A 22,062-nucleotide genomic window follows, 5' to 3' on the forward strand; every position below is an offset into this window, starting at 1 on the left:
CGTCGTCGGTGTCCGGGTCAGCCCGGGTTGGCCTTGTCGTTGGTGAAGTTGCCGACCTGGCTGCCGCTCGACGAGGCGTCGCTGGTCGAGCCGCCGGCCGGGGTGCTCAGGCCGCCGGTGGTGGCGTCGCCCGTGGTGGTCGGCGCCACCTTGCCCCGGTGCCGTTCCGGCTGCCGGGCCAGTCGGCGAACGCTCGCCGGGCCGGCGGTGCCGCCGGTCGTGGTCACCGCGCCCTGGCCCCGGGTGGGACCGCCGTCGCGCAACACGTTCGGGTCGACCGGGGTGTGCGCCGGATCGTCCGGATCCTCCTCCTGGATCACCCGCAGCACGTCGGTCTGCGGCACGGTGACCTCGTCGAGCGCGCCCTCGCCGTAGACACCGCCGGCGACCCGGTCCTCGGCCCGCCGGGCGGCGTCCTGCCGCATGTCGTCCTCACGCACGTCAACCACCTCGCAGATCTCTCGGGATCCTCGTTGCGTGCCCGACGACCGCCGGCTGAAACCGGCCGACGCCCGTTCCGTACCTTGATGTCGGGTTCGGTGCCCGTGCCGTGCACGGGATGCCGGGTTCCGCCGCGGACCGGCGGCGACCCCGCGCGGTGCTCCTATTCGGGCGGGGGCCCGTGTTACCTCGCCGGGGCCCCGGGTAGACGGAGGGTGCCCCCGCCACAGAGCGCGAACCGCGCCGTGGCCGACCTGCGGCAGCGGGGCGGGAGGTGTGCAGAGAACGACTCATCAATCCTGAGGAGGACAGATGAGCACGCAGGCTGCATCCACCAGGCCGATGAACCGGCCGGCGCAGGACATGTCCAACCGGGCCGCGATGCAGGAGACGCCGACCCGCCCCATGCCGATGATGCACGACGGGCACCGGGAGCAGGCGATTGCGGCGCCCGGCACCGAGACCAAGCCGTCGTTCGCGACAACCGAGTTCTGGGTCTACGTCGCGTCCGTCGCGGCGGTGCTTGTGGCGTCCTTCCTGGTCGGGAAGAACTCGGTCGGGGTGGACATCTTCCGTGCCCCGCAGGCCTGGTTCTTCATCACGCTGCTGACCATCGGTTACCTGGGTAGCCGCGGTCTGGCCAAGGCCGGAAGCAACTTCCGCAGCGGTGAGGAGCGCAAGGCCCGGCACTGACCAGAGCCACACCTGAGACGACGATGCCCCCGGGGATCACCCCGGGGGCATCGTCGTGTGCCGTCACTCCCCGCCGAAGTCCCCGAAGTCGCCCTCGAAGGCGTCCTCGATGAGCTCACCGGCGACCAGGCCGCCCGCCATGCCGAGCGCCGCGCCCGCCACCATGCCGCCCATGCCGGACCCGCGGTGGCCGTGGTGCCCGTGCGGGGCGCCGAAGCCGTGCGCCCGCAGGTTGCCGTACCGCGAGGTGGTCTCCCGCAGCCAGCCGTCGACCACCTGGACCCAGTCGGTCCGGCCGGCGTCGCTGTGCGGGACGGCGTACCGGCCGAAGGCGTCGTGGCCGGCGCTGAGGAAGCCGCCGCGCTTGTCGCACTCCAGGATCACCTCGACGCCCTGCTGGCTGGTGACGAAGGTCAGCTCGACCTCGTTGATCGCCCCGGCGTACTGCGGCGCCGCGAAGAACTCGATCTCCTGGTAGAAGGGCAGCGTCTGCTGCACGCCGCGGATGTGGCCGCGCTCCAGGTCCGCGTGCTTGAAACGGAAGCCCAGCGCCTGGAAGGCGTCGAGGATCCGCTCGTGGATCGGCAGCGGGTGCACCGCGACCTGGTCCAGGTCGGACTTGTCCACGGCCCGGGCCACCGCCAGCTCGGTCCGCAGGCCCATGGTCATGCCGTGCAGCCGCTGGCCGTAGACGTCGGTGACCGGGGTCTCCCACGGGACGGGGAGCTGGAACGGGATGGACAGCTGCTGCTTCGGGGCGAGCTGGAGCGGGCCGCTCACGGCCATCCGATGGAACTCCATGACGCCGGCGTACTCGGTGTCGCCGCCCTCGATCTCGACCCGGGTGACCAGGCCGACGGTGATCTGCTCGATGCTCGCCGGCGCGTCGCCGCCGACCAGGTTGACGTGCCCGTCCAGGGTCAGGCCCGGCCGGGTGTTCGGGTTGGTCAGCACCGTGTCGACGCTCGGGCCACCCACGCCGAACGCGCTCAGCATCTTCTTGAAGACCATCGCCACTCCGCTCCCACCGTCGGCGCGCTCCACCGTGGAGCGGGCCAAGGGCACCCTAACCTGGGCGGCTGTGAAGTGCCTGAAAGCGGACGCCGGTCAGTCGACGTCGACCACGATCAGCTCACCCACCTGCTCGCCGATCTGCCGGCGCCCGTCCGGCGGCAGCCCGGCGTCGGTGATGAGCAGGTCGGCCTCCTCCAGCGGGGCGATGGTGGCGATGCCGATGGTCTCCCACTTGGTGTGGTCGGCGAGCACGACGAGTCGCCGGGCCGCGCCGATGAGCCGCCGGTTGACCGCCGCCTCCAGCAGGTTCGGGGTGGTGAACCCGGTGCGCGGGCTCATCCCGTGCACGCCGAGGAAGAGCAGGTCGACGTTGAGCGCGGCGATGGCCGCCTCGGCCACCGGCCCGGTCAGCGCGTCCGAGGGGGTACGGATGCCGCCGGTCAGCACGACCGTCTGGTCGGCGCGCGGGTTCTGGTAGAGGGCGTCGGCGACCGGGATCGAGTTGGTGACCACGGTCAGCCCCCGGACGTCGGCCAGCCGGGCGGCCAGCGCGGCGGTGGTGGTGCCGGCGGACAGCGCGATGGCCATGCCGGGCTCCACCAGGCCGGCGGCCCGCTCGACGATGGCCCGCTTCTCGGCCTGCTGCCGGATCGACTTGGCCGCGAAGCCCGGCTCCTCGGCCGAGCCGGGACCGGCCAGCGTCGCTCCCCCGTGGACCTTGTCGACCAGGCCCCGCTCGGCGAGCACCTCCAGATCCCGCCGGATCGTCATGTCCGACACCCCGAAGCGGCTGACCAGGTGGCTGACCCGGACGCCGCCGCGCTGGCGGATCAGCTCCAGGATGGCGCTCTGCCGTTGCTGAGCGAGCATCGAACTCCCTTCGGGCGGCACGAAACGTCAGACCGCGTCGGTCATCCGGTGCACCGCGGGCGCGCCGGCGTCCGGCGGTCCGGACGGCAGGGCCCGGTCGCCGGCGCCGCCGGACGTCTCGCGGACGACGGCCACCTCCCCCACCGGGACGACCAACTCGCCGTCGCACCAGTCGCCGGCGAGCAGTTCGGCGCCGGTGACCGCCAGCCGGGCCTCGGCGTCGGTGTGGTTGATGACGAACAGCCAGCTCCGGTCGGCCGACCGGCGGCGGACCACCTCGACGCCCTCCGGCGCGGTCGCCGCCGGCCGGACGCCGGCCTCGTCCAGCAGTCGGGCGACCAGCCGGTCGGTGGCCGGCTGGTCGAGCCGGGTGCCGAGGTACCAGGCGGCGCCCGCGCCGACCGCGTGCCGGGTCAACGCCGGCACCCCGGGCAGCGGCCCGTCGGCGTACGACGCGAGGACCTCGGCGCCCTCGGCGTGCAGCCACTCGGTCCACACGTCGGCCGCCGTGCCGTCGTCGAGGCGGACCGACTCGCCCGCCCGGAGCGGGAAGAACTCCTCGGTGCGTACGCCCAGCAGGTCGCGGAACGCGCCCGGGTAGCCGCCGAGCCGGATGTGGTCGTGCTCGTCGACGATGCCGCTGAAGTACGTGACCAGCGCCGTCCCGCCCGCCTCGACGTAGCGGCGCAGCGCGTCGGCGTCGGCGTCGCGGACCAGGTAGAGGGTGGGCGCCAGGACGAGCCGGTAGCGGGACAGGTCGACCGACGGGTGCACCACGTCGGCGGTGACCCCGGCCCGCCACAGCGCGCCGTGCAGCGCGGCGAGCCGGTCGGTGTAGGTGACGTCGACGCTGGGGTGGGAGTCGAGTTCGGCGCCCCACCACGCCTCGTAGTCGAAGAGGATGGCCACGTCGGCGTCGACCCGGCTGCCGCGTACCTCGGACAGGGCCGCCAGGTCGGCGCCGAGCCGGCAGACCTCGCGGAACACCTTGGTCTCCGGGCCGGCGTGCGGGACCAGCGCCGAGTGGAACTTCTCCGCGCCGGCTCGGGAGGCCCGCCACTGGAAGAACAACACGCCGTCGGCGCCGCGCGCCACGTGCGCCAGGCTGTTGCGGCGCAGCTGGCCGGGGGTCTTGGCGACGTTGAGCGGCTGCCAGTTCACCGCGCTGGTGGAGTGCTCCATGAGCAGCCAGGGCTCGCCACCGGCGACGCCCCGGGTGTGGTCGGCGGCGAGCGCCAGGTTGACCTGCGGCTGCGGGTCGGCCGCCGTGAGGTAGTGGTCGTTGGCGACCATGTCCACGTCGGCCGCCCAGGAGTGGTAGTCGAGGTACTTGATGCCGGTGCCGATCATGAAGTTGGTGGTGACCGGCTGGGTGGTGACCCGGGTCAGCAGGTCCCGTTCGGCGCGCAGCTGGGCGCGCTGCTCGTCGGAGGAGAAGCGCAGGAAGTCCAGCTGCTGCGTGGGGTTGGCGAAGGTCGGCGCGGTCCGCGGCGGGTTGACCTCGGCCCAGTCGTGGTAGCGCTGGCTCCAGAACGCCGTGCCCCAGGCGGCGTTGAGCGCGTCCAGGTCGCCGTAGCGCTCGCGCAGCCAGCGGCGGAACGCGTCCGCGCTGACGTCGCAGTAGCAGTGCACGTTGTGGCAGCCCAGCTCGTTGGAGACGTGCCACATGACGACGGCCGGGTGGTCGGCGTACCGGCCGGCGACGGCCTCGACCAGGGCGAGCGAGCGCTCCCGGAAGACCGGTGAGCTGGGGCAGTACGCCTGCCGCCCGCCGGGCCAGAGGATGGTGCCGTCGGCGCGGCGGGGCAGCGTCTCCGGGTGCCGGTGGGCCAGCCAGGGCGGCGGGCTGGCGGTGGCGGTGGCCAGGTCGACGCTGATCCCGCCGTCGTGCAGCAGGTCGAGCGACCGGTCCAGCCAGCCGAACTCGAAGCGGCCGGGAGCGGGTTCCAGCAGGGCCCAGGAGAAGATCCCGACCGACACCAGGTTGACCCCGGCCCGGCGCATCAGCTCGACGTCCTCGGCCCAGGTCTCCTCGGGCCACTGCTCCGGGTTGTAGTCGGCGCCGTACCAGATGCGCTCGCCGTGCCAGTTCCGCATGACAGCAGAGGGTGCCCCCGAACGGCACCCAAGTCAACACTTTCCAACATCGACAGAAATTCCAACGTTTACCGCCGCATCCCCGTGTCACAACTGGGTTATCGCTGTCCTTCTGCCCTCTTGACAGCGCCGAACCAAGGGGTAGCTTCAACCGCCACCGGCTGTTTGTGTTCGGACGTGTGGATTCACGGTGGATCTACGTCGGTCGACACGAACACCGATCCCCGCCACCCGTCACGGCCCTTGGGCGCAGCGCACCTCTTCCACGCAGGAGGCACAATGTCCCGTCCCCGCTCGCAAGCCGAGTACCTCGCCCGACTCGTACCCCCGTCCGTCGCCGGCCTGAACCGCCGCTCGCTGCTGGCCGGCGCGGCCGGCACGGGCGCGCTGCTCGGCACGGGACTGCTCGCCGGCTGCGGATCCGACTCCGACTCCGGCGGCGCGGACGCCAAGACCGTGTCGCTCGGGTCGAACCAGTCGGACCCGAAGCCGAAGGACGTCATCGCCAAGGTGATGGACGGCTACAAGACCTCGTCCGGGGTCACCGTCAACATCAACACGGTCGACCACAACACGTTCCAGGAGAACATCAACAACTACCTGCAGGGCAAGCCGGACGACGTGTTCACCTGGTTCGCCGGCTACCGGATGCGGTTCTTCGCGGCCAAGGGCCTGGCCGGCGACCTCAGCGACGTGTGGGGCAAGCTCTCCGGCTACTCCGACGCGTTCAAGAAGGCGTCGACCGGCGACGACGGCAAGCAGTACTTCGTGCCGGCCTCGTACTACCCGTGGGCGGTCTTCTACCGCAAGTCGGTGTGGCAGCAGCGCGGCTACCAGGTGCCCAAGACCCTGGACGACCTGAACACCCTCGGCGCGCAGATGAAGAAGGACGGCCTGAACCCGATCGCCTTCGCCGACAAGGACGGCTGGCCGGCGATGGGCACCTTCGACATCCTCAACCTGCGGATCAACGGCTACCAGTTCCACGTCGACCTGATGGCCGGCAAGGAGGCGTGGACCTCCGACAAGGTCAAGAAGGTCTTCGACACCTGGGCCGGGCTGCTGCCGCTCCACCAGCCGGACTCGCTGGGCCGCACCTGGCAGGAGGCCGCCCAGTCGCTGCAGCAGAAGAAGAGCGGCATGTACCTGCTCGGCCTCTTCGTCGCCCAGCAGTTCAACAACGACGAGCAGGACGACCTCGACTTCTTCACCTTCCCCGAGGTCGACTCGACCATCGGCGCGAAGGCCCTGGACGCGCCGATCGACGGCTACATGATGGCCCGCAAGCCGAAGTCCGAGGGCGCCGCCAAGAAGCTGGTGGAGTACCTGGGCTCCAAGGACGCCGCGAACATCACCGTCAAGAACGACCCGAGCACCCTGGTCGCCAACACCGGCGGCGACACCAGCGGTTACACCGCGCTGCAGAAGAAGGCCGCGGAGCTGGTCGGCTCGGCCACCGAGATCGCCCAGTTCCTCGACCGGGACACCCGCCCGGACTTCGCCTCGACGGTGATGATCCCGGCGATCCAGCAGTTCATCAAGAACCCGAAGGACATCAGCGGGCTGCTCACGAGCATCGAGAACCAGAAAAAGTCGATCTTCACCAGCTGACGGCGGAAGGGGGAGGACACCATGTCCGACCTGCCCCTGATCCAAGCGGATCGCGCCGTGCCGCCGCCGGTCGCGACCACCACCACGCGTGGTCGCGGCCGCCGGCTACGGCTCCTGTCCCGCACCGACCGCGTGGTGATCACGCTGATGGTGCTGGTACCCCTGCTGCTCGTCGTCGGCCTGGTCTGGCTGCCGGCGGCGGCGACCGTGCTGCTCTCCGGCACCAACTGGGACGGCATCGGCCCGCTGGGCGAGATCGACTGGGTCGGTCTGAGGAACTACGACGACGTGGTGAACATCTACCCGCCGTTCGTGCCTGCGGTGCAGAACAACCTGCTCTGGCTGGCCGCCCTGTTCGTGGTGGCCACCCCGTTCGGGATGTTCCTCGCCGTGCTGCTCGACAAGGAGCTGCGCGGCAGCCGGTTCTACCAGACCGCGCTCTACCTGCCCGTGGTGCTCTCGCTGGCGCTGATCGGCTTCGTCTGGCAGCTCATCTACAGCCGCGACCAGGGCCTGCTGAACGCCCTGCTCGGCACCCAGACCGACTGGTACGGCGACCCGAACGTGAACATCTGGGCGGTGCTCTTCGCCGCCGGCTGGCGGCACGTCGGCTACATCATGCTGCTCTACCTGGCCGGCCTGAAGGGCGTCGACCCGTCGCTGCGCGAGGCCGCCGCCGTGGACGGCTCCTCGGAGACCAGCACCTTCTTCCGGGTGGTCTTCCCGGTGATGCGACCGATCAACATCATCGTGCTGGTCGTGACGGTGATCGAGTCGCTGCGCGCCTTCGACCTGGTCTGGGTCATCAACAAGGGCCGCAACGGCCTGGAGCTGCTCTCCGCGCTGGTCACCCAGAACGTGGTGGGCGAGGCGAGCCGGATCGGCTTCGGCTCGGCGCTGGCGACCATCATGCTTGTCGTCTCCCTGGCCTTCATCACCCTCTACCTGTTCACCGTGATGCGGGAGGACCGGCGATGAGCAGCGCGACCCTGACCCGTACGCCGGACACCACGACGCCGCCCGCCCGCCGCCGGCCGCTGCGGCCGGCCCGGGTGGTCCTGCACGTCTTCCTCGCCGCCGTGGCGGTCGGCTGGCTCTTCCCGATCCTCTGGGCGGTGCTGACCTCGCTGCGCTCGTACGAGTACACGGCCACCCACGGCTACGTCTCATTCGGCGGCTGGACGCTCGACAACTACGTCACCGCATGGCGGACCGCCGAGTTCGGCAAGCACTTCCTCAACTCGGTGTACATCACCGTGCCGGCGGTGCTGCTGACCCTCTTCCTCGCCTCCTGCGTGGCGTTCGTGATCGCCCGGTTCAGCTGGAAGCTCAACATCGCGCTGCTCGGCCTGTTCACCGCGGCGAACCTGCTGCCGCAGCAGGCCCTGCTCATCCCGCTGTTCCGGATGTTCACCGAGGTGCCGCTGCCGGCGTGGATGAGCGACTCGGAGCTGCTCTACGACAGCTACTGGGGCCTGATCCTGGTCAACGTGGCCTTCCAGTGCGGCTTCTGCGTCTTCGTGCTCAGCAACTACATGAAGGCCCTGCCGCACGAGCTGTACGAGGCGGCGATGGTCGACGGGGCGAGCGTCTGGCGGCAGTACTGGCAGGTCACCATGCCGCTGTGCCGGCCGGCCCTGGCCGCGCTGGCGACGCTGGAGGTGACCTGGATCTACAACGAGTTCTTCTGGGCCACCGTGCTCATGCGCACCGGCGACAAGTTCCCGGTGACCAGCTCGCTGAACAACCTGCGCGGCGAGTTCTTCACCGACAACAACCTCGTCTCGGCCGGCTCGGTGCTGGTCGCCATCCCCACCCTGGTCATCTTCTTCCTGTTGCAGAAGCAGTTCGTCCGGGGCCTCACCCTGGGAGCTTCCAAGGGATGACCATCGTCCACCTGCGCCGCGCGCGGACCAGCCTGGTGCTCGACGCGCGCGGCCCCGGCCTACCCCGGGTCGTGCACTGGGGCGCAGACCTCGGGCCGCTGCCCGCCGGCGACCTGCCCGCGCTCGTCGCCGCCACCGTCCCGCCCGTGGTGCCGAGCAGCTTCGACGCGCCGACCGTGCTGTCGCTGCTGCCCGAGGCGAGCGCCGGCTGGAGCGGCCGGCCCGGCCTGGCCGGGCACCGGGACGGCCGGGACTGGTCGACCGCCTTCCGCCTCGACACCGTCGACGTGGACGACCCGCGTGGCGGCGGGGAGGCTGCCCGCGTATCCGAGCGGGAGCGGGACCACGGCGGGGCCGGGGCCGCGCGGGTGACCGTGCGGGCCGCGGACCCGGGCGCCGGTCTGTCCCTGACCGTCGAGATCACCCTGAGCGCCGCGGGGCTGCTGACCGTGCGGCACCGGCTGCGCAACGACGGCGACCGGCCCTACGAGGTACGCGAGCTGACGCCGGTGCTGCCGGTGCCGGCGGTCGCCACCGAACTGCTCGACCTGACCGGGCGCTGGTGCCGGGAGCGCGCACCGCAGCGGCACCCGTGGCCGATGGGCGCCTGGGTGCGCGAGGGACGGCACGGCCGGACCGGGCACGACGCCACCCTGCTGCTGGTCGCCGGCACCCCCGGATTCGGTTTCGGGCACGGCGAGACGTGGGCGGTGCACACGGCGTGGAGCGGAGACCACGTCACGGTGGCCGAGCGCCGGCCGACCGGTGAGGCGACCCTCGGCGGCGGTGAGCTGCTCACCCCCGGCGAGATCCTGCTCGGGCCGGGCGAGGAGTACGCCACTCCCCTGCTGTACGCGGTGCACTCGGCCGACGGGCTGGACGGGCTCAGCGACGTGCTGCACACCCACCTGCGGGCCCGCCCGGAGCACCCGCGCGGCCCGCGCCCGGTGACGCTGAACGTCTGGGAGGCGGTCTACTTCGACCACGACCTGGACCGGCTCAAGGGTCTCGCTGACCGGGCCGCCGACGTGGGCGTGGAACGCTTCGTGCTCGACGACGGCTGGTTCCGCGGCCGGCGGCACGACCGGGCCGGGCTCGGCGACTGGTGGGTCGACGACGACGTCTGGCCGGACGGGCTGCAACCGCTCATCGACCACGTCCGCAGGCACGGCATGCAGTTCGGCCTCTGGGTCGAGCCGGAGATGGTCAACCCGGACTCGGACCTGTTCCGGGCCCACCCGGACTGGGTGCTCCAGGCGCCCGGCCGGCTGCCGCCCGAGTGGCGCCACCAGCAGGTGCTCGACCTGGCCCACCCCGACGCGTACGCCCACCTGCTCGACCGGCTGGACGCGGTGCTGCGCGAGCACGACGGGATCGCGTACCTCAAGTGGGACCACAACCGGGACCTCACCGAGGCCGGGCACGCCGGGCGGCCGGGCGTGCACGCGCAGACCGTGGCGGTCTACCGGCTCCTCGACGAGCTGCGCGCCCGGCACCCCGACCTGGAGATCGAGAGCTGCTCGTCCGGCGGGGCCCGGGTCGACCTGGAGATCCTGCGGCGGACCGACCGGGTCTGGGCCAGCGACTGCAACGACGCCCTGGAGCGACTCTCGATCCAGCGTTGGACCGGGCTGCTCCTTCCGCCGGAGCTGATCGGCACCCACATCGGACCGGAGCGCTCGCACACCACCCACCGGGTGCACGACCTGGGCTTCCGGGCGGTCACCGCGCTCTTCGGCCACCACGGCATCGAGTGGGACATCAGCGGGATCAGCGCGACCGAACGGATCGAACTCGCCGCGTGGGTGGCGCTGCACAAGCGGCTCCGGCCGCTGCTGCACGGCGGCCGGGTGGTCCGGGTCGACCACCCGGACCCGGCCGTGCAGGCCCACGGCGTGGTCGCCCACGACCGCTCCCACGCGGTGTACGCGGTCTCCCGGCTGGCCACCTCGGCGGCACAGGTGCCGGGCCCGGTCCGGCTGCCGGGGCTGGACCCCGCGCGGCGCTACCTGGTCCGCCCGCCCGCCGGGGTGCCCGAGCCGGCGCTGCTGGAACTGGCCCCGCCGGGATGGCTGGCCTCGGACGGCGGGGTGACGCTGAGCGGGTCGGTGCTCGGCTCGGTCGGGCTGCAACTGCCCGCCCTGCACCCGGAGCAGGCGTTCCTGCTGGAGGTCACCGCGGCCGACTGAGCAACAGCTCGCCGGAAGAAGTCGGAAGCTTCCGGAAAGGTAGCCTCCCCCGGCTCCGCCAGGTTCATCGTGGCGGCGCGGGCGGTGGCCCTCCACCAGCGTGGACAGAGATCAGCTCTCGGGCGGGCCTCCGCAGCACTTCCGGAAGTTGTTGACTCCGCCTCGGCGGCGGGCCAATACTTGCGCCGCCGACGGACCTCGACGCTGATCGATGCAAGGGGCGTCGGCTGACCCGCCACCACAAAGGAGGGCTCATCCGCATGTGGAGCAGAACGCCTGCGCCGAGGCGATCCCTGACCGCGGGACTCGCCGCGGCCGCGCTGGTCGCGGCGAGCAGCCTGGCCGTCACGCTCACCGTCACGGCCGCCCCGGCCCGGGCCGCCGCCTGCAACGGGTACGTCGGGCTCACGTTCGACGACGGCCCGTCCAACGACCACACCCCGGCCCTGCTGAACGCGCTGCGGCAGAACGGGCTGCGGGCCACCATGTTCAACGAGGGGCAGTACGCGGCCGCGTACCCGGCCCAGGTGCGGGCGCAGGTCAGCGCCGGCATGTGGGTGGGCAACCACAGCTACACGCACCCGCACCTGATCCAGCAGAGCCAGTCGCAGATCGACTCCGAGGTCTCCCGGACCCAGCAGGCCATCGCCAACGCCGGCGGCGGCACGCCCCGGCTGTTCCGCCCGCCGTACGGCGAGACCAACTCGACGCTGCAGTCGGTGCTGACCAGGTACGGCCTGACCCAGATCATCTGGGACGTCGACTCGCAGGACTGGAACGGGGCGAGCGTCGACGCGATCGTGCAGGCCAACGCCCGCCTCACCAACGGCCAGATCATCCTCATGCACGAGTGGTCCGCCAACACGCTGGCGGCGATCCCCCGGATCGCGCAGGGGCTGGCCAGCCGGGGCCTGTGCGCCGGAATGATCTCCCCGCAGACCGGCCGCGCCGTGGCGCCCGACGGCGGTGGCGGTGGCGGTGGCGGGAGCAGCTGCACCGCGACGCTCTCGGCCGGGCAGCAGTGGAGCGACCGCTACAACCTCACCGTCTCGGTGTCCGGCTCCAACACCTGGACGGTCACCATGAACGTCCCGTACCCCGCGAGGATCATCGCCACCTGGAACGTCAACGCCACCTGGCCCAACGCCCAGACGATGGTCGGCACGCCGAACGGCAGCGGCAACACCTTCGGGGTCACCATCCAGCACAACGGCAACCGGACCTGGCCCACCGTCTCCTGTGTGGGAGGCTGACGCCGGAAAAATCTTCCCGGCGGATGTCGAGCGGCGGGGTGGCAGCTTCTACCGGAGGGTGGAAGCACCGACAATCGGTGCTCGGGCGTGAAGGAGCCAACCGTGAAGTACATGCTGCTGATGCAGTTCAGCGCCGCCGGGACCGACTTCCCCTCGATCGACACCTGGACGCCGGAGGAGATCCGGGCGCACATCGGCTTCATGCGGGAGGTCAACGCGAAGCTGGCCGCGGACGGGGAGTTCGTGCAGGGCGAGGGCCTGGGCGGGCCGCAGCAGGCGCGGATCGTCCGGGCCGGCGAGAACGGCGCGCCGGTGGTCACCGAGGGGCCGTTCGCGGAGACCAAGGAGTTCCTGGCCGGCTGGTGGATCGTCGACTGCGAGACGCCGCAGCGGGCCGTGGAGATCGCCGCCCACATCTCCACCGCGCCCGGGCCGGGCGGGCGACCGCTGAACATGCCGATCGAGGTGCACCCGGTCATGTCGGCGCCGTCGCAGGAGCTCTGACCCCTGGGCGTCCCGGACCGCACCGTCGAGGACCTGCTGCGCGAGCTGGCGCCGCAGGTCCTCGGCGTGCTCGCCCGCCGGTTCGGCGACTTCGCCACCGCCGAGGACGCCGTGCAGGAGGCGCTGCTCGCGGCGGCCACGCAGTGGCCCGTCGAGGGGCTGCCGGACCATCCGCGCGGCTGGCTCGTGCAGGTCGCGTACCGCCGGATGATCGAGCTGGTCCGGGCCGAGGCGGCCCGCCGGGACCGGGAGGACCGGGCCGCCCGGCGCGGCGGCGACGACCGGCGGACCGCGCCGGCCGCCGACGAGCCGCTGACCGCCGAGCGGGACGACACCCTGGTGCTGCTGTTCCTCTGCTGCCACCCCACGCTCTCGACGGCGTCGGCCATCGCGCTGACCCTGCGGGCGGTCGGCGGGCTCAGCACCGCCGAGATCGCCCGCGCCTTCCTGGTCCCCGAGGCCACCATGGCGCAGCGGATCAGCCGCGCCAAGCAGCGCATCAGCTCCTCCGGCCTGCCGTTCCGGATGCCGGCCGAGGAGGAGCGGCAGGCCCGGCTCGCCGCGGTGCTGCACGTGCTCTACCTGATCTTCACCGAGGGGCACACCGCCAGCCTCGGCGCCGACCTGCGCCGGGTCGACCTCTCCGAGGAGGCGATCCGGCTGACCCGGGCCATGCACACGCTGCTGCCGGCGGACAGCGAGGTGGCCGGGCTGCTCGCCCTCATGCTGCTCACCGAGGCACGGGCCGCCGCCCGGACCGGCCCGTCCGGCGAGCTGATCTCCCTGGCCGACCAGGACCGGTCCCGGTGGGACGCCGCCGCGATCGCCGAGGGGACCGCGCTGGTCACCCGGGCGATGGCCCGCGGGCCGGTCGGGCCGTACCAGCTCCAGGCCGCCATCGCCGCCCTGCACGACGAGGCGCCCACCGCGGAGCGGACCGACTGGCCGCAGATCCTCGCCCTCTACGAGGTGCTGGAGCGGCTGGCGGAGAGCCCCGTGGTGTCGCTCAACCGGGCGGTGGCCACCGCCATGGTGCACGGCCCGGCCGCCGGGCTGGACGCCCTCGCCGCGCTGGCCGCCGACCCCCGGCTCACCGACCACCACCGCCTCGACGCGGCCCGGGCCCACCTGCACGAGATGGCCGGCGACCGGGACGCGGCCGTGGCGCACTACCGCGCCGCCGCCGGCCGCACCACCAGCCAGCCGGAGCACGAGTACCTGCTCATGCGTGCGGCCCGCCTGGCGAACCCGGGCTGACCGCCGGGGCGTACCCGGAAAGTCGGTGGCCGGGTCCGCGCGGACCCGGCCACCGGTGGTGCGGCGGCGGTCAGCTCGCGGTGCAGGTCACCGCGGGGACCGCGTTGCTGCCGTTCCAGCTGCCGATGAAACCGAACGAGGTGCTGGCTCCGGCGCCGAGGCGGCCGTTGTAGTCGACGTTGCGGGCGGTGTACGCCGAGCCGCTGCTGCTGACCGTGGCGTTCCAGGACTGGCTGACGGTCTGGCCGTTGGCGAACGTCCACTTCGTCGTCCAGCCGGTGATCGCGGCGGCGCCCGCGGTCACCTTGACCTCACCCTGGAAGCCGCCCTGCCAGGAGTTGACGATGGTGTAGCTGGCGGTGCAGCCGGCCGGCGGCGGGGTGGGTCCGCCGGTCGGGCTGGTGGTCGGGCTCGGGCTGGTGGTGGGGCTCGTGGTCGGGCTCGGCGAGGTGCCGGCGAAGACCGACGCCTCCCGGGCGGTGGCCTTGATGCCGTTGGCCCCGTTGAAGATCCGCTGGCCCCAGCTGGTGAGCTGGTTCGGGTCGAAGTTGGTGACCATGTCGAGGTACTCGACGCCGCCGCCGTTGCCGCTCCACGACCAGCCGAGGTAGCCGATCCCGTTGGCCTGGCTGTAGGCCAGGATGGTGTCCTCGTCCGGGTTGCCGTCGGAGTGGTTGAAGCCGAACTCGCCGACCACGATGGGCAGGCCGGCGGTGCGGAACCGGCCCAGGTAGTCGGTGATCTCGGCGGCGGTGTCGAAGACGCCGTACATGTGGATCGAGAAGACGGTGTTCTTCTGCGGGTCGGCGGCGAAGACCGAGCCGGCGTTGTCGCGCATGGTGAAGGACCAGTCCTGGCCCCAGTTCGGGGCGTCCACCATGATCGTGTGGGTGAGGCCGCCGGCGCGCAGCCGCTTGATCGCGTTGGCGGTGTCGGTGGCCCAGGTGCCGTAGCCCTGGTTGCCGTACGGCTCGTTGCCGATGTTGACGATGACGTACTTCTCCTGGCCCTGCAGGGCACTGGCGATGCTGAGCCAGTAGTCGACCGCCCGGTCCAGGGTGATGGCGCCGCTCTGCTCGCCGTACCCGGTGGTGTCGTGCACCTCCAGGACGCAGATGAGCCGGTTGGCCTTGCAGAGCGAGATGACGTTGGCGACGTCGGCGGCGCTGTTCTTCGTCCAGCGGTCACCGCTGGCCAGCACCACCCGGACGGTGTTCGCGCCGAGCGCCTTGATGTTGGCGAACGAGGAGGTCTGCTGCGGGTACCACGTGTGCGCGTGGTTGACCCCGCGCATGACGAACTCGGTGCCGTTGGCGTCGTAGAGCTTGCCGCCCGCGACGGAGAAGCCGGCGGCGGCGTGCGCCGGCTGCCCGAAGGCGAAGACGGCGGCGAGGACCGTCAGCAGGGCGGCGCCCGCGACGGAGAGCAACTTCTTCATGGTTGTCCTCAGGGAGGTCTCCCCCGTGCCCAGGTGGGGGTGCGGTGATGGTGACGACGGCGCGTGGCGGCTGAGCCCGACAGCCGCCGCCCGACTCCCGGCGGACGCAGGCATCAGCGTAGGGCGATGGAACGCGGAAGGCAACCGGTTAAGCTGATCGGCCGTCCGGGGCGGCGTCCTGTGACGGCCCATGTCGCCACGGGCCGCCACAGGGGCGGTCATCCCCACCACAGGATGGTGCGCCACCCGGGTCTGAACCGGTTAAGCCGGACTGTAGGCAGCATCCCCGCCGGCGTCAAGGCGCCCGACCACCCGAAGCGGACACCAGGGTTGACCGCCGCTGCGCGGGGTATCCGGTGACGATCCGCCCGGAAGGAGATGTGCCATGGTCAACGTCGGCTACACCCTCATGTGCGAGCAGGCCGGCCCCAAGCAGCTGGTCGACCACGCCGTCCGCGCCGAGGCCGCCGGCTTCGACCACCTGGTCATGTCCGACCACTACTACCCGTGGCTGGACTCGCAGGGCCACTCCCCGTACGCCTGGTCGGTGCTCGGCGCGGTCGCCCACGCCACCAGCCGGGCCGAGCTGCTGTCCTTCGTGACCTGCCCGATCCGGCGCTACCACCCCGCCGTGGTGGCGCAGAAGGCCAGCACGGTCGGGGTGCTCTCGGACGGGCGGTTCACCCTCGGCCTCGGCGCCGGGGAGAACCTCAACGAGCACGTGGTGGGCGGCTGGCCGCACGTGCAGCAGCGGCACGAGATGTTCGAGGAGGCGCTCCAGATCATCCGGCCGCTGCTCAACGGCGAGACGCTCACCTTCTCCGGCAACCACTTCGACGTGCCCGACGCGTACGTGTGGGACCGGCCGGAGCGGCCCGTGCCGATGGCCGTGGCCGCCTCGGGCCGGCAGTCCGCCACCCTCGCCGCCGAGTACGCCGACGCCATGATCGCCACCGACCCGCTGTCGCACCTCGTCGAGATGTACGAGGACGCCGGCGGCGCGGGCCGCCCCCGCTACGGGCAGGTGGCCATCTGCTACGGCCCGGACGAGGCCGAGTGCCGCAAGATCGTGCACGACCAGTTCCGCTGGTTCGGCCTGGGCTGGAAGGTCAACGCGGACCTGCCCGGCCCGGACGCCTTCGCGGCGGCCACCCAGTTCGTCCGCGAGGAGGACGTGGCCGAGGGCATCCCCTGCGGGCCGGACACCGACCGGCACGTCGAGGCGTTCAAGAAGTTCGTCGACGCGGGGTTCACCCACGTGGCGCTGGTCCAGGTCGGCGGCGACACCCAGCCGGTGTTCCTGGACTGGGCCCAGGAGGAACTGCTGCCCCGGCTGCGCGAGCTGTGACCGGTCCCGCCGTGCGGCCGTCGCCACCGGGGCGCTTCGGGCCGGCGGAACTCCGGCTGGCCCTCGCGGCGCCCCGGCCGGCCGCCGGCCTGACCAGCGAGTTCCGGCTGGTCGGCGGGCTGCGGACGCACACCCGCCGGTCGGCCGGCCCGGGCGGCGACGCCACCCCGGTCGTGCTGGTGCACGGCCTGGCCGTCTCGCACCGCTACCTCACCCCGCTGGCGCTGGCCCTGTCGGACACCCACCCGGTCTACGTGCCGGACCTGCCGGGCTTCGGGCTGACCGAGCGCCCCGGCCGGGCGTACGACGTGTCCCGGCACGCCGCGTTCCTCGCGGAGTGGCTGGCCGCGTACCGGCTGGGGCCGGTCTGCCTGCTCGGCCACTCGTTCGGCGCGGAGGTGGCCGCGGCCCTCACGGCCCGCCGGCCCGACCTGGTCCGCGCGCTGGTGCTGGCCGGCCCGACCAGCGACCCGGCCGCCCGGTCCCGGCGCGGCCAGTTCGGGCGGTGGCTGGTGGGCACCCTGCGGGAGGCGAAGTGGCAGGTGCCCATCCTGCTCCGTGACGTCCTCGACGCGCGCCCGTGGCGGGTGTTCGCCACCCTGTCCCACTCGGTACGCAACACCATCGAGGCGGACCTGGTCCGAGTCACCGTGCCGACGCTGGTGCTGACCGGCGCCCGGGACCCGGTCGTCCCGGCCGGCTGGCGGGCGGAGGCGACCCGCCTGGTCCCGGACGCCCGGACGGCCGCCGTGCCGGGGGCCGCGCACAACGTCGCCACCACCGCGCCGGGCCCGGTCGCCGACGCGATCCGCGACCTGCTGGCGCCCGTCCTGCGAAGGTGAGTCCATGCGCATCGGAAACACGGAGATCCGGCCCGTCGGCGGTGGCCTCGGCTGCCTGCTGATGATCCTCTTCTCGATCCTCGCCTCGGTCGTGCTGACCGTGCTGCTGAACCTGCTCGTCTGAGGTCGGCGACCGCACGCCCGGGGCGGTTCAGCCGGGGGCCAGCGCCAGGTCGGCGACGACCGGGTAGTGGTCGGAGGCGCTGTCCGCGTCCCCGCCGCGGACCACCCGGACGGCGCGGGCCGTCGCGGCCAGCGCCGGGGTGGCGAGCAGGTAGTCCAGCCGCATCCCGGCGAACTCGGCCCCGCCGTGCCGGGTGGGCACGGTCAGCCCGTCCGGCTCGCCGCCGCCGGTGTGCGGCCAGAGGTCCACCAGGCCGGCGTCGCGCAGCCGGGCCACCGCGCGGGTGTCGACGGTACGGCCGTCGCGGCGCAGGTGACGCCGCCGGTAGAGGGCCGCCAGCCCGGCCAGGCGGGCGGTGTGGTCGACGGCCGGCTCCAGGGTGTTCAGGTCGCCGGCGAGCAGCGCCAGCTCTCCCCCGGTCCGCCGCACCGCCACCGCCAGCCAGTCGGCCTCCATCCGCCGCCGCCCGCCCGAGTACGGGTTCAGGTGGGTGCTGAACAGGGTCAGCGGGCCGGCACCGGTGGCCACCTGGACCCGGGCCGTGGCGTGGTGGAACGGGCGGCGTACCCGGCCGGAGCGGAGCACCCGCAGCGGCGGGCGGACCAGCACGGCCACCGGCTGCCCGAAGCAGGACCGGGCCAGGTGCGGCACCATCTCCGTCCGCTCCGCGAGGTCGGCCAGCCCGCCGCCCCGGTCCAGGCCGCGCAGCTCCTGGAGGGCCAGCAGGTCGGGGCGCTGCGCGGCGACCACGGCGACGATCCGGTCCCGGCGGTCGGTGCCGTCGCGGTCCCGGCCGCCGGTCCGGATGTTCCAGGTCATCACTCGCAGCATCGGCGCCCGGTCAGTCCTCCCGGCCGGCCTTCGCCAGCTCGTCGTCCAGCTCGTGCACCTGTTCCGACTCGATGGCCGGCCGGTTGCCCTGGGCCACGTCCGCGTTGGGGCGGACCACCCACCAGAGCAGCGAGAGCCAGAGCGCGCCGAGCAGGATCGCGCCCATGAAGTCGGTGGGGTGGTGCATGCCCCGGTACATGCGGGAGGTGGCCACCCCGACCGGCATGATCACGGCCATCGCCACGAAGAGCCAGCGCCACCAGCGGTCGGTGCGCGGCAGCACGATGATCGCCATGGCGGTCCAGAGGCAGATGGTCGCCGCGATGTGCCCGGACGGGAAGGACGAGGTGGGCATCTGCCCGTCCAGGTTCTCCACGGGCGGGCGGGGCCGCTCCACCACCCGGGCGCTGGCCAGGAAGAGGCTCAGCTCGCCGAACATGGCCAGCACCACGAAGAGCACCGGCCGCCAGCGCTTCCAGACCGCCAGCACGATCGGGCAGAACACCAGCGACACCAGCAGGATGGCGTGGGTGTCGCCGAACTTGCTCCACCACCAGCTCAGGTCGGTGAGCGCGTCGGTGTGCCGGGCGGCGAACCAGCGCGGGACCTCGGTGTCGAGGGTGTCGAAGATCGCGCCCTTGGCGTGGTAGCTCACGTACATGCCGAAGGCGTAGAGCGCGCCGAAGACGAGCACCCAGCCGACCAGCAGCTCGGCCACCGACGAGCGGGGGTGCTCCAGCACGCGCTCCTCGGCCGGCGCCGGTTTGATCTCCTCCCCCGCCTCGGGCTCCAGGCCCTCGGTGAGCGGGGGCACCGGCCGGCCGCGCTCGCGCCGCCACAGCCGGAAGGCGTACGCGGTGACGCCCAGCCAGGCCGCGCCGAGCAGCCAGCCGCCGAGCACGTCCGAGACGAAGTGCACGCCCAGCGCGATCCGGGTCAGCCCGACCAGGAAGACGAGCAGGGCGGCGACCGCGATGGCCGGCTTGCGCCAGCGCGGCGCCACGGCCGGCAGGAACACCAGCAGCAGCGCCCCGTACGCGACGAACGAGCCGAGCGCGTGGCCGCTGGGGAAGCTGTTGCCGGGTGCGCTGGCCACCGGCACGTCCACCACCGGGCGCAGCCGCCCGACCAGCGCCTTGAGCGACGGGTCGAGGATCAGCCCGCCCACGCCCGTGATGATCAGGTAGACGGCGAGGCGGGACTGGCGGCGGATCAGCAGGCCGACCACCGCGATGGTGATCAGCCAGATGAGCACCGGCCGGCCGCCCAGGTCGGTGACCGCCTGGAGCACGGTCACCAGCGGGTGGTGCGGCGCCACCAGGCCGTTGAACCACTCCGCCGCCTCGTGGTCGGCCTGGTAGAGCGGCCCCCAGTGGAACCGGACGAGCATGAGCAGCACACCGAACCCGACGCCGGCACCGGCCACGACGAGCAGCCCCGCCAGGCTCCGCTCGGCGAAGTGGCCGAGCGGACGGCGCGTCGCCTCCTTGACCGCGGTCACCCCGCACCTCCCTTGTCCTCTGCGAGGCGCGCTGTACCCGATTCCCGCTCCGCGTACACGCGGGGCCGTCAGAGGGCCGTCATGTCGCCGGTGTCGACCAGGTCCTCGCGCTCGGCCTCCGGCTCCCAGAGGTCGGGCTGGGCGGGCTCCTCCACGCCGATCCGCATGGCCTCCAGCTGGGCGGCGAAGGCCAACCCGCCGAAGAGCGCCATCCCGGTCAGGTTGGCCCAGAGCAGCAGGGCCATCATCCCGGTCAGCGCGCCGTACGTCTGGCCGAATCCGCCGCTGTACTTCACGTAGGCGGCGAGCAGCAGGCTGGCCAGCCACCACAGCGCGGTGGCGATGCCGGCGCCGAAGAAGAGCCAGGACAGGCCGGGCTGCTTGCGCCGGGGCGCGTGCCGGAACAGCACCGCCACGGCCAGCACGGTCAGGCCGAGGCTGAGCGGCCAGCGGATCACGTCCCAGGCGCCGTGGGCGATGTCTCCCCACTCGTAGTGCCGCTGCACCGAGTCGCCCATGGCCCGGCCGCCGACCAGGATCAGGAATCCGATCAGCGCGGGCACGCCGGCGAGGAGCGCCAGGACCGCGGCGCGCAGGTACTTGGGAAGCGCCGGCCGGTCCCGCTCGACGCCGTAGATCCGGTTCGCGCCCCGCTCGATCTGCGCCATGGTGGTGGTGAGCGCGACCAGGCCGGTCAGCAGACCGAGGGTCAGCGCCAGCTCGCCGGCCCGCTCGGTGCGCTCGGTGTCGGCCAGCAGGTCCTGCACCACCGACTCGCTCTGGCCGGGGGTGATCGCCAGCACCGTGTCGGCGACCACCTTGCCGCCCTCGTCGACGCCGAGGTCGGTGATCAGGCCGGTGAGCGCGATGAGGAACGGCACCACGGCCAGGCAGAGCTGCAACGCGAACGCGCGGGAGTGGCTGAAGCCGTCGCCGTAGCGGAACCGGATGAAGGCGTCCCGGAGCAGGTGCCAGCCGCCGTGCCGGCGCAGGGTGCGCCAGGCGTCGTCGGCGGAGAGTTCGTTCTCCGCCATGAGCCGGGTCTCGGGGACGAGCTTGGTGCTACTCACGGCGGCCCTCCTCGACCAGCCGCTCACCGCGCTCGGCGACGGCGTCGGCGTCCACCGACAGGTCGGGGTGGCGCTCCGGCCGCGGCACGCACAGCCAGAGCGACTCGGGCCGGATCTCGGCCTTCAGCGACCGGCCCGGCTCGATGAGGTCGCCGTCGAGCTGCCGCGGCTGGGCCCGGTTGCTGGTGATCACGACCTTGCGGCCCCGGAGCACCTCCATCCGGGGCACGCTGTCGCGCCGCCGCAGCACCGCCCAGCCCATGGCGAGCCAGTGGCGGAGCGTCCGCGGGGTCAGCACCGCCACGTCGAGCCAGCCGTCATCCGGCTCGGCGTCGGTGAGCAGGCGTACCCCGCCCTGGAGCCGGCCGACGTTGGCGATCAGCACCGAGCGGGCCCGCCGGCGCAGCGGCGGCCCGTCGTCGATGCGGATGGAGACCCGCATGGGCCGGTCCCGGAGGTGCTTGGCCGCCCCCACCAGGTAGGCCGGCCAGCCGATCCGCTTCTTGGTCGTCTCGGAGGTGGAGTCGAGCATCTGCGCGTCGAAGCCCATCCCGGCCATGACGGCGAAGCACTGGTCGCCGACAGCGCCCACGTCGAGGCGGCGCATGCCCCGCTCGACGGCGACCTCCAGCCCGGCGGCCAGGTCGTTGGAGAGGCCGAGGTTGGCGGCGAGCAGGTTGCCGGTGCCCTGCGGCAGCACGGCCAGGGCCACGTCGGTGCCGGCCAGCGCGGTGACGCAGGCCATCACGGTGCCGTCCCCGCCGCAGGCGAAGACGACCTCGGCGCCGGCCTCGACGGCCGCCGCGGCCTGGCCCCGGCCGGGGTCCTCGACCGTGGTCTCGTACCAGGTCGGCTCGGGCCAGCCGGCGGCGGCGAGAGCGCCGTCCACCGTCCGACGGAAATCGTCGAGATCGGTCACCTTGACCGGGTTGACCACCACGGCCGAGCGCGGCGTGTGATTGTCCGCGGTCACCGGGCGCTTGTCGTCTCCACCGTCCACGGCGCCAGTGTGCAGCACGCGGGGCGGGTCAGCGACCCGGCGGGCGCGGACGTTGCGAGAACCGCAAACAGGTTTGAACCCGGCCGGCCCCGT

The 22,062-nt window shown here is 72.6% G+C and carries 19 protein-coding genes; 10 read left to right on the forward strand and 9 right to left on the reverse strand.

The window, feature by feature from the left end:
- Positions 1 to 17 precede the first annotated feature (17 nt).
- Positions 18 to 440: a hypothetical protein gene (locus NLX85_RS02725; RefSeq protein WP_254331443.1), complete on the reverse strand. Its 423-nt coding sequence runs from the start codon at positions 438 to 440 to the stop codon at positions 18 to 20.
- Positions 441 to 753: 313 nt separating this feature from the next.
- On the opposite strand from NLX85_RS02725, the gene NLX85_RS02730 reads away from it, so the two are divergent.
- On the forward strand, positions 754 to 1,134 hold the full coding sequence (locus NLX85_RS02730) for a hypothetical protein (RefSeq protein WP_091311411.1): 381 nt from the start codon (positions 754 to 756) through the stop codon (positions 1,132 to 1,134).
- Between the two features lie 63 nt (positions 1,135 to 1,197).
- Here the strand turns inward: NLX85_RS02730 and NLX85_RS02735 are convergent, their stop codons facing one another.
- From NLX85_RS02735 to NLX85_RS02745, 3 genes are all read right to left on the reverse strand, one after another.
- A complete protein-coding gene (locus NLX85_RS02735; protein WP_189198214.1) occupies positions 1,198 to 2,145 on the reverse strand; it encodes a sporulation protein in 948 nt (315 codons plus the stop codon).
- 96 nt (positions 2,146 to 2,241) lie between these two features.
- On the reverse strand, positions 2,242 to 3,018 hold the full coding sequence (locus NLX85_RS02740; RefSeq protein WP_148431666.1) for a DeoR/GlpR family DNA-binding transcription regulator: 777 nt from the start codon (positions 3,016 to 3,018) through the stop codon (positions 2,242 to 2,244).
- Between the two features lie 27 nt (positions 3,019 to 3,045).
- On the reverse strand, positions 3,046 to 5,115 hold the full coding sequence (locus tag NLX85_RS02745) for a beta-galactosidase (protein WP_254331444.1): 2,070 nt from the start codon (positions 5,113 to 5,115) through the stop codon (positions 3,046 to 3,048).
- A 279-nt stretch (positions 5,116 to 5,394) separates the two neighbouring features.
- Between NLX85_RS02745 and NLX85_RS02750 the strand changes: the two genes are divergently transcribed.
- The 7 genes from NLX85_RS02750 to NLX85_RS02780 all read left to right on the forward strand — a co-directional run bounded on the left by NLX85_RS02750 (position 5,395) and on the right by NLX85_RS02780 (position 13,815).
- Entirely contained in the window at positions 5,395 to 6,726 is a 1,332-nt protein-coding gene (locus tag NLX85_RS02750) for an ABC transporter substrate-binding protein (protein ID WP_254331445.1), read from the forward strand.
- Between the two features lie 21 nt (positions 6,727 to 6,747).
- A complete protein-coding gene (locus tag NLX85_RS02755) occupies positions 6,748 to 7,704 on the forward strand; it encodes a carbohydrate ABC transporter permease (protein ID WP_254331446.1) in 957 nt (318 codons plus the stop codon).
- Positions 7,701 to 8,612, forward strand: a complete 912-nt coding sequence (locus tag NLX85_RS02760; RefSeq protein ID WP_254331447.1) for a carbohydrate ABC transporter permease — start codon at positions 7,701 to 7,703, stop codon at positions 8,610 to 8,612. The genes NLX85_RS02755 and NLX85_RS02760 overlap by 4 nt, the downstream gene beginning before the upstream one ends.
- Positions 8,609 to 10,801 carry an alpha-galactosidase gene (locus NLX85_RS02765; protein ID WP_254331448.1) on the forward strand — a complete coding sequence of 731 codons (2,193 nt, stop codon included), beginning with the start codon at positions 8,609 to 8,611 and terminating at the stop codon, positions 10,799 to 10,801. The genes NLX85_RS02760 and NLX85_RS02765 overlap by 4 nt, the downstream gene beginning before the upstream one ends.
- A 260-nt stretch (positions 10,802 to 11,061) precedes the next feature.
- Positions 11,062 to 12,054, forward strand: a complete 993-nt coding sequence (locus NLX85_RS02770) for a polysaccharide deacetylase family protein (protein ID WP_254331449.1) — start codon at positions 11,062 to 11,064, stop codon at positions 12,052 to 12,054.
- A 111-nt stretch (positions 12,055 to 12,165) separates the two neighbouring features.
- Positions 12,166 to 12,558, forward strand: coding sequence for a YciI family protein (locus tag NLX85_RS02775; RefSeq protein WP_254333573.1), 393 nt, complete (start codon positions 12,166 to 12,168; stop codon positions 12,556 to 12,558).
- Between the two features lie 66 nt (positions 12,559 to 12,624).
- Entirely contained in the window at positions 12,625 to 13,815 is a 1,191-nt protein-coding gene (locus tag NLX85_RS02780; protein ID WP_254331450.1) for a DUF6596 domain-containing protein, read from the forward strand.
- 70 nt (positions 13,816 to 13,885) lie between these two features.
- On the opposite strand, the gene NLX85_RS02785 is transcribed toward NLX85_RS02780, so the two are convergent.
- Positions 13,886 to 15,253, reverse strand: a complete 1,368-nt coding sequence (locus NLX85_RS02785) for a cellulase family glycosylhydrolase (RefSeq protein ID WP_254331451.1) — start codon at positions 15,251 to 15,253, stop codon at positions 13,886 to 13,888.
- A 385-nt stretch (positions 15,254 to 15,638) separates the two neighbouring features.
- On the opposite strand from NLX85_RS02785, the gene NLX85_RS02790 reads away from it, so the two are divergent.
- Together NLX85_RS02790 and NLX85_RS02795 are read left to right on the forward strand one after the other, a co-directional pair.
- Entirely contained in the window at positions 15,639 to 16,601 is a 963-nt protein-coding gene (locus NLX85_RS02790) for a TIGR03557 family F420-dependent LLM class oxidoreductase (protein ID WP_254331452.1), read from the forward strand.
- Positions 16,598 to 17,443 carry an alpha/beta fold hydrolase gene (locus tag NLX85_RS02795; protein WP_254331453.1) on the forward strand — a complete coding sequence of 282 codons (846 nt, stop codon included), beginning with the start codon at positions 16,598 to 16,600 and terminating at the stop codon, positions 17,441 to 17,443. Before NLX85_RS02790 ends, NLX85_RS02795 begins: the two co-directional genes overlap by 4 nt.
- A gap of 151 nt (positions 17,444 to 17,594) precedes the next feature.
- Here NLX85_RS02795 and NLX85_RS02800 read toward each other — a convergent pair whose 3' ends face one another.
- The 4 genes from NLX85_RS02800 to NLX85_RS02815 form a co-directional block, all read right to left on the reverse strand.
- Positions 17,595 to 18,398 carry an endonuclease/exonuclease/phosphatase family protein gene (locus NLX85_RS02800; RefSeq protein ID WP_254331454.1) on the reverse strand — a complete coding sequence of 268 codons (804 nt, stop codon included), beginning with the start codon at positions 18,396 to 18,398 and terminating at the stop codon, positions 17,595 to 17,597.
- 10 nt (positions 18,399 to 18,408) lie between these two features.
- Entirely contained in the window at positions 18,409 to 19,899 is a 1,491-nt protein-coding gene (locus NLX85_RS02805; RefSeq protein WP_254331455.1) for a phosphatase PAP2 family protein, read from the reverse strand.
- Positions 19,900 to 19,967: 68 nt separating this feature from the next.
- Positions 19,968 to 20,969 (reverse strand): YihY/virulence factor BrkB family protein, encoded by a 1,002-nt coding sequence (locus NLX85_RS02810; protein WP_254331456.1) that lies wholly within the window; start codon positions 20,967 to 20,969, stop codon positions 19,968 to 19,970.
- Complete coding sequence (locus tag NLX85_RS02815; protein ID WP_254331457.1) at positions 20,962 to 21,969, reverse strand: diacylglycerol kinase family protein; 1,008 nt, start codon at positions 21,967 to 21,969, stop codon at positions 20,962 to 20,964. The genes NLX85_RS02810 and NLX85_RS02815 overlap by 8 nt, the downstream gene beginning before the upstream one ends.
- Between the last annotated feature and the right edge of the window lie 93 nt (positions 21,970 to 22,062).

Source organism: Micromonospora sp. A3M-1-15 (genome assembly GCF_024213425.1).
GTDB lineage: Bacteria > Actinomycetota > Actinomycetes > Mycobacteriales > Micromonosporaceae > Micromonospora > Micromonospora chersina.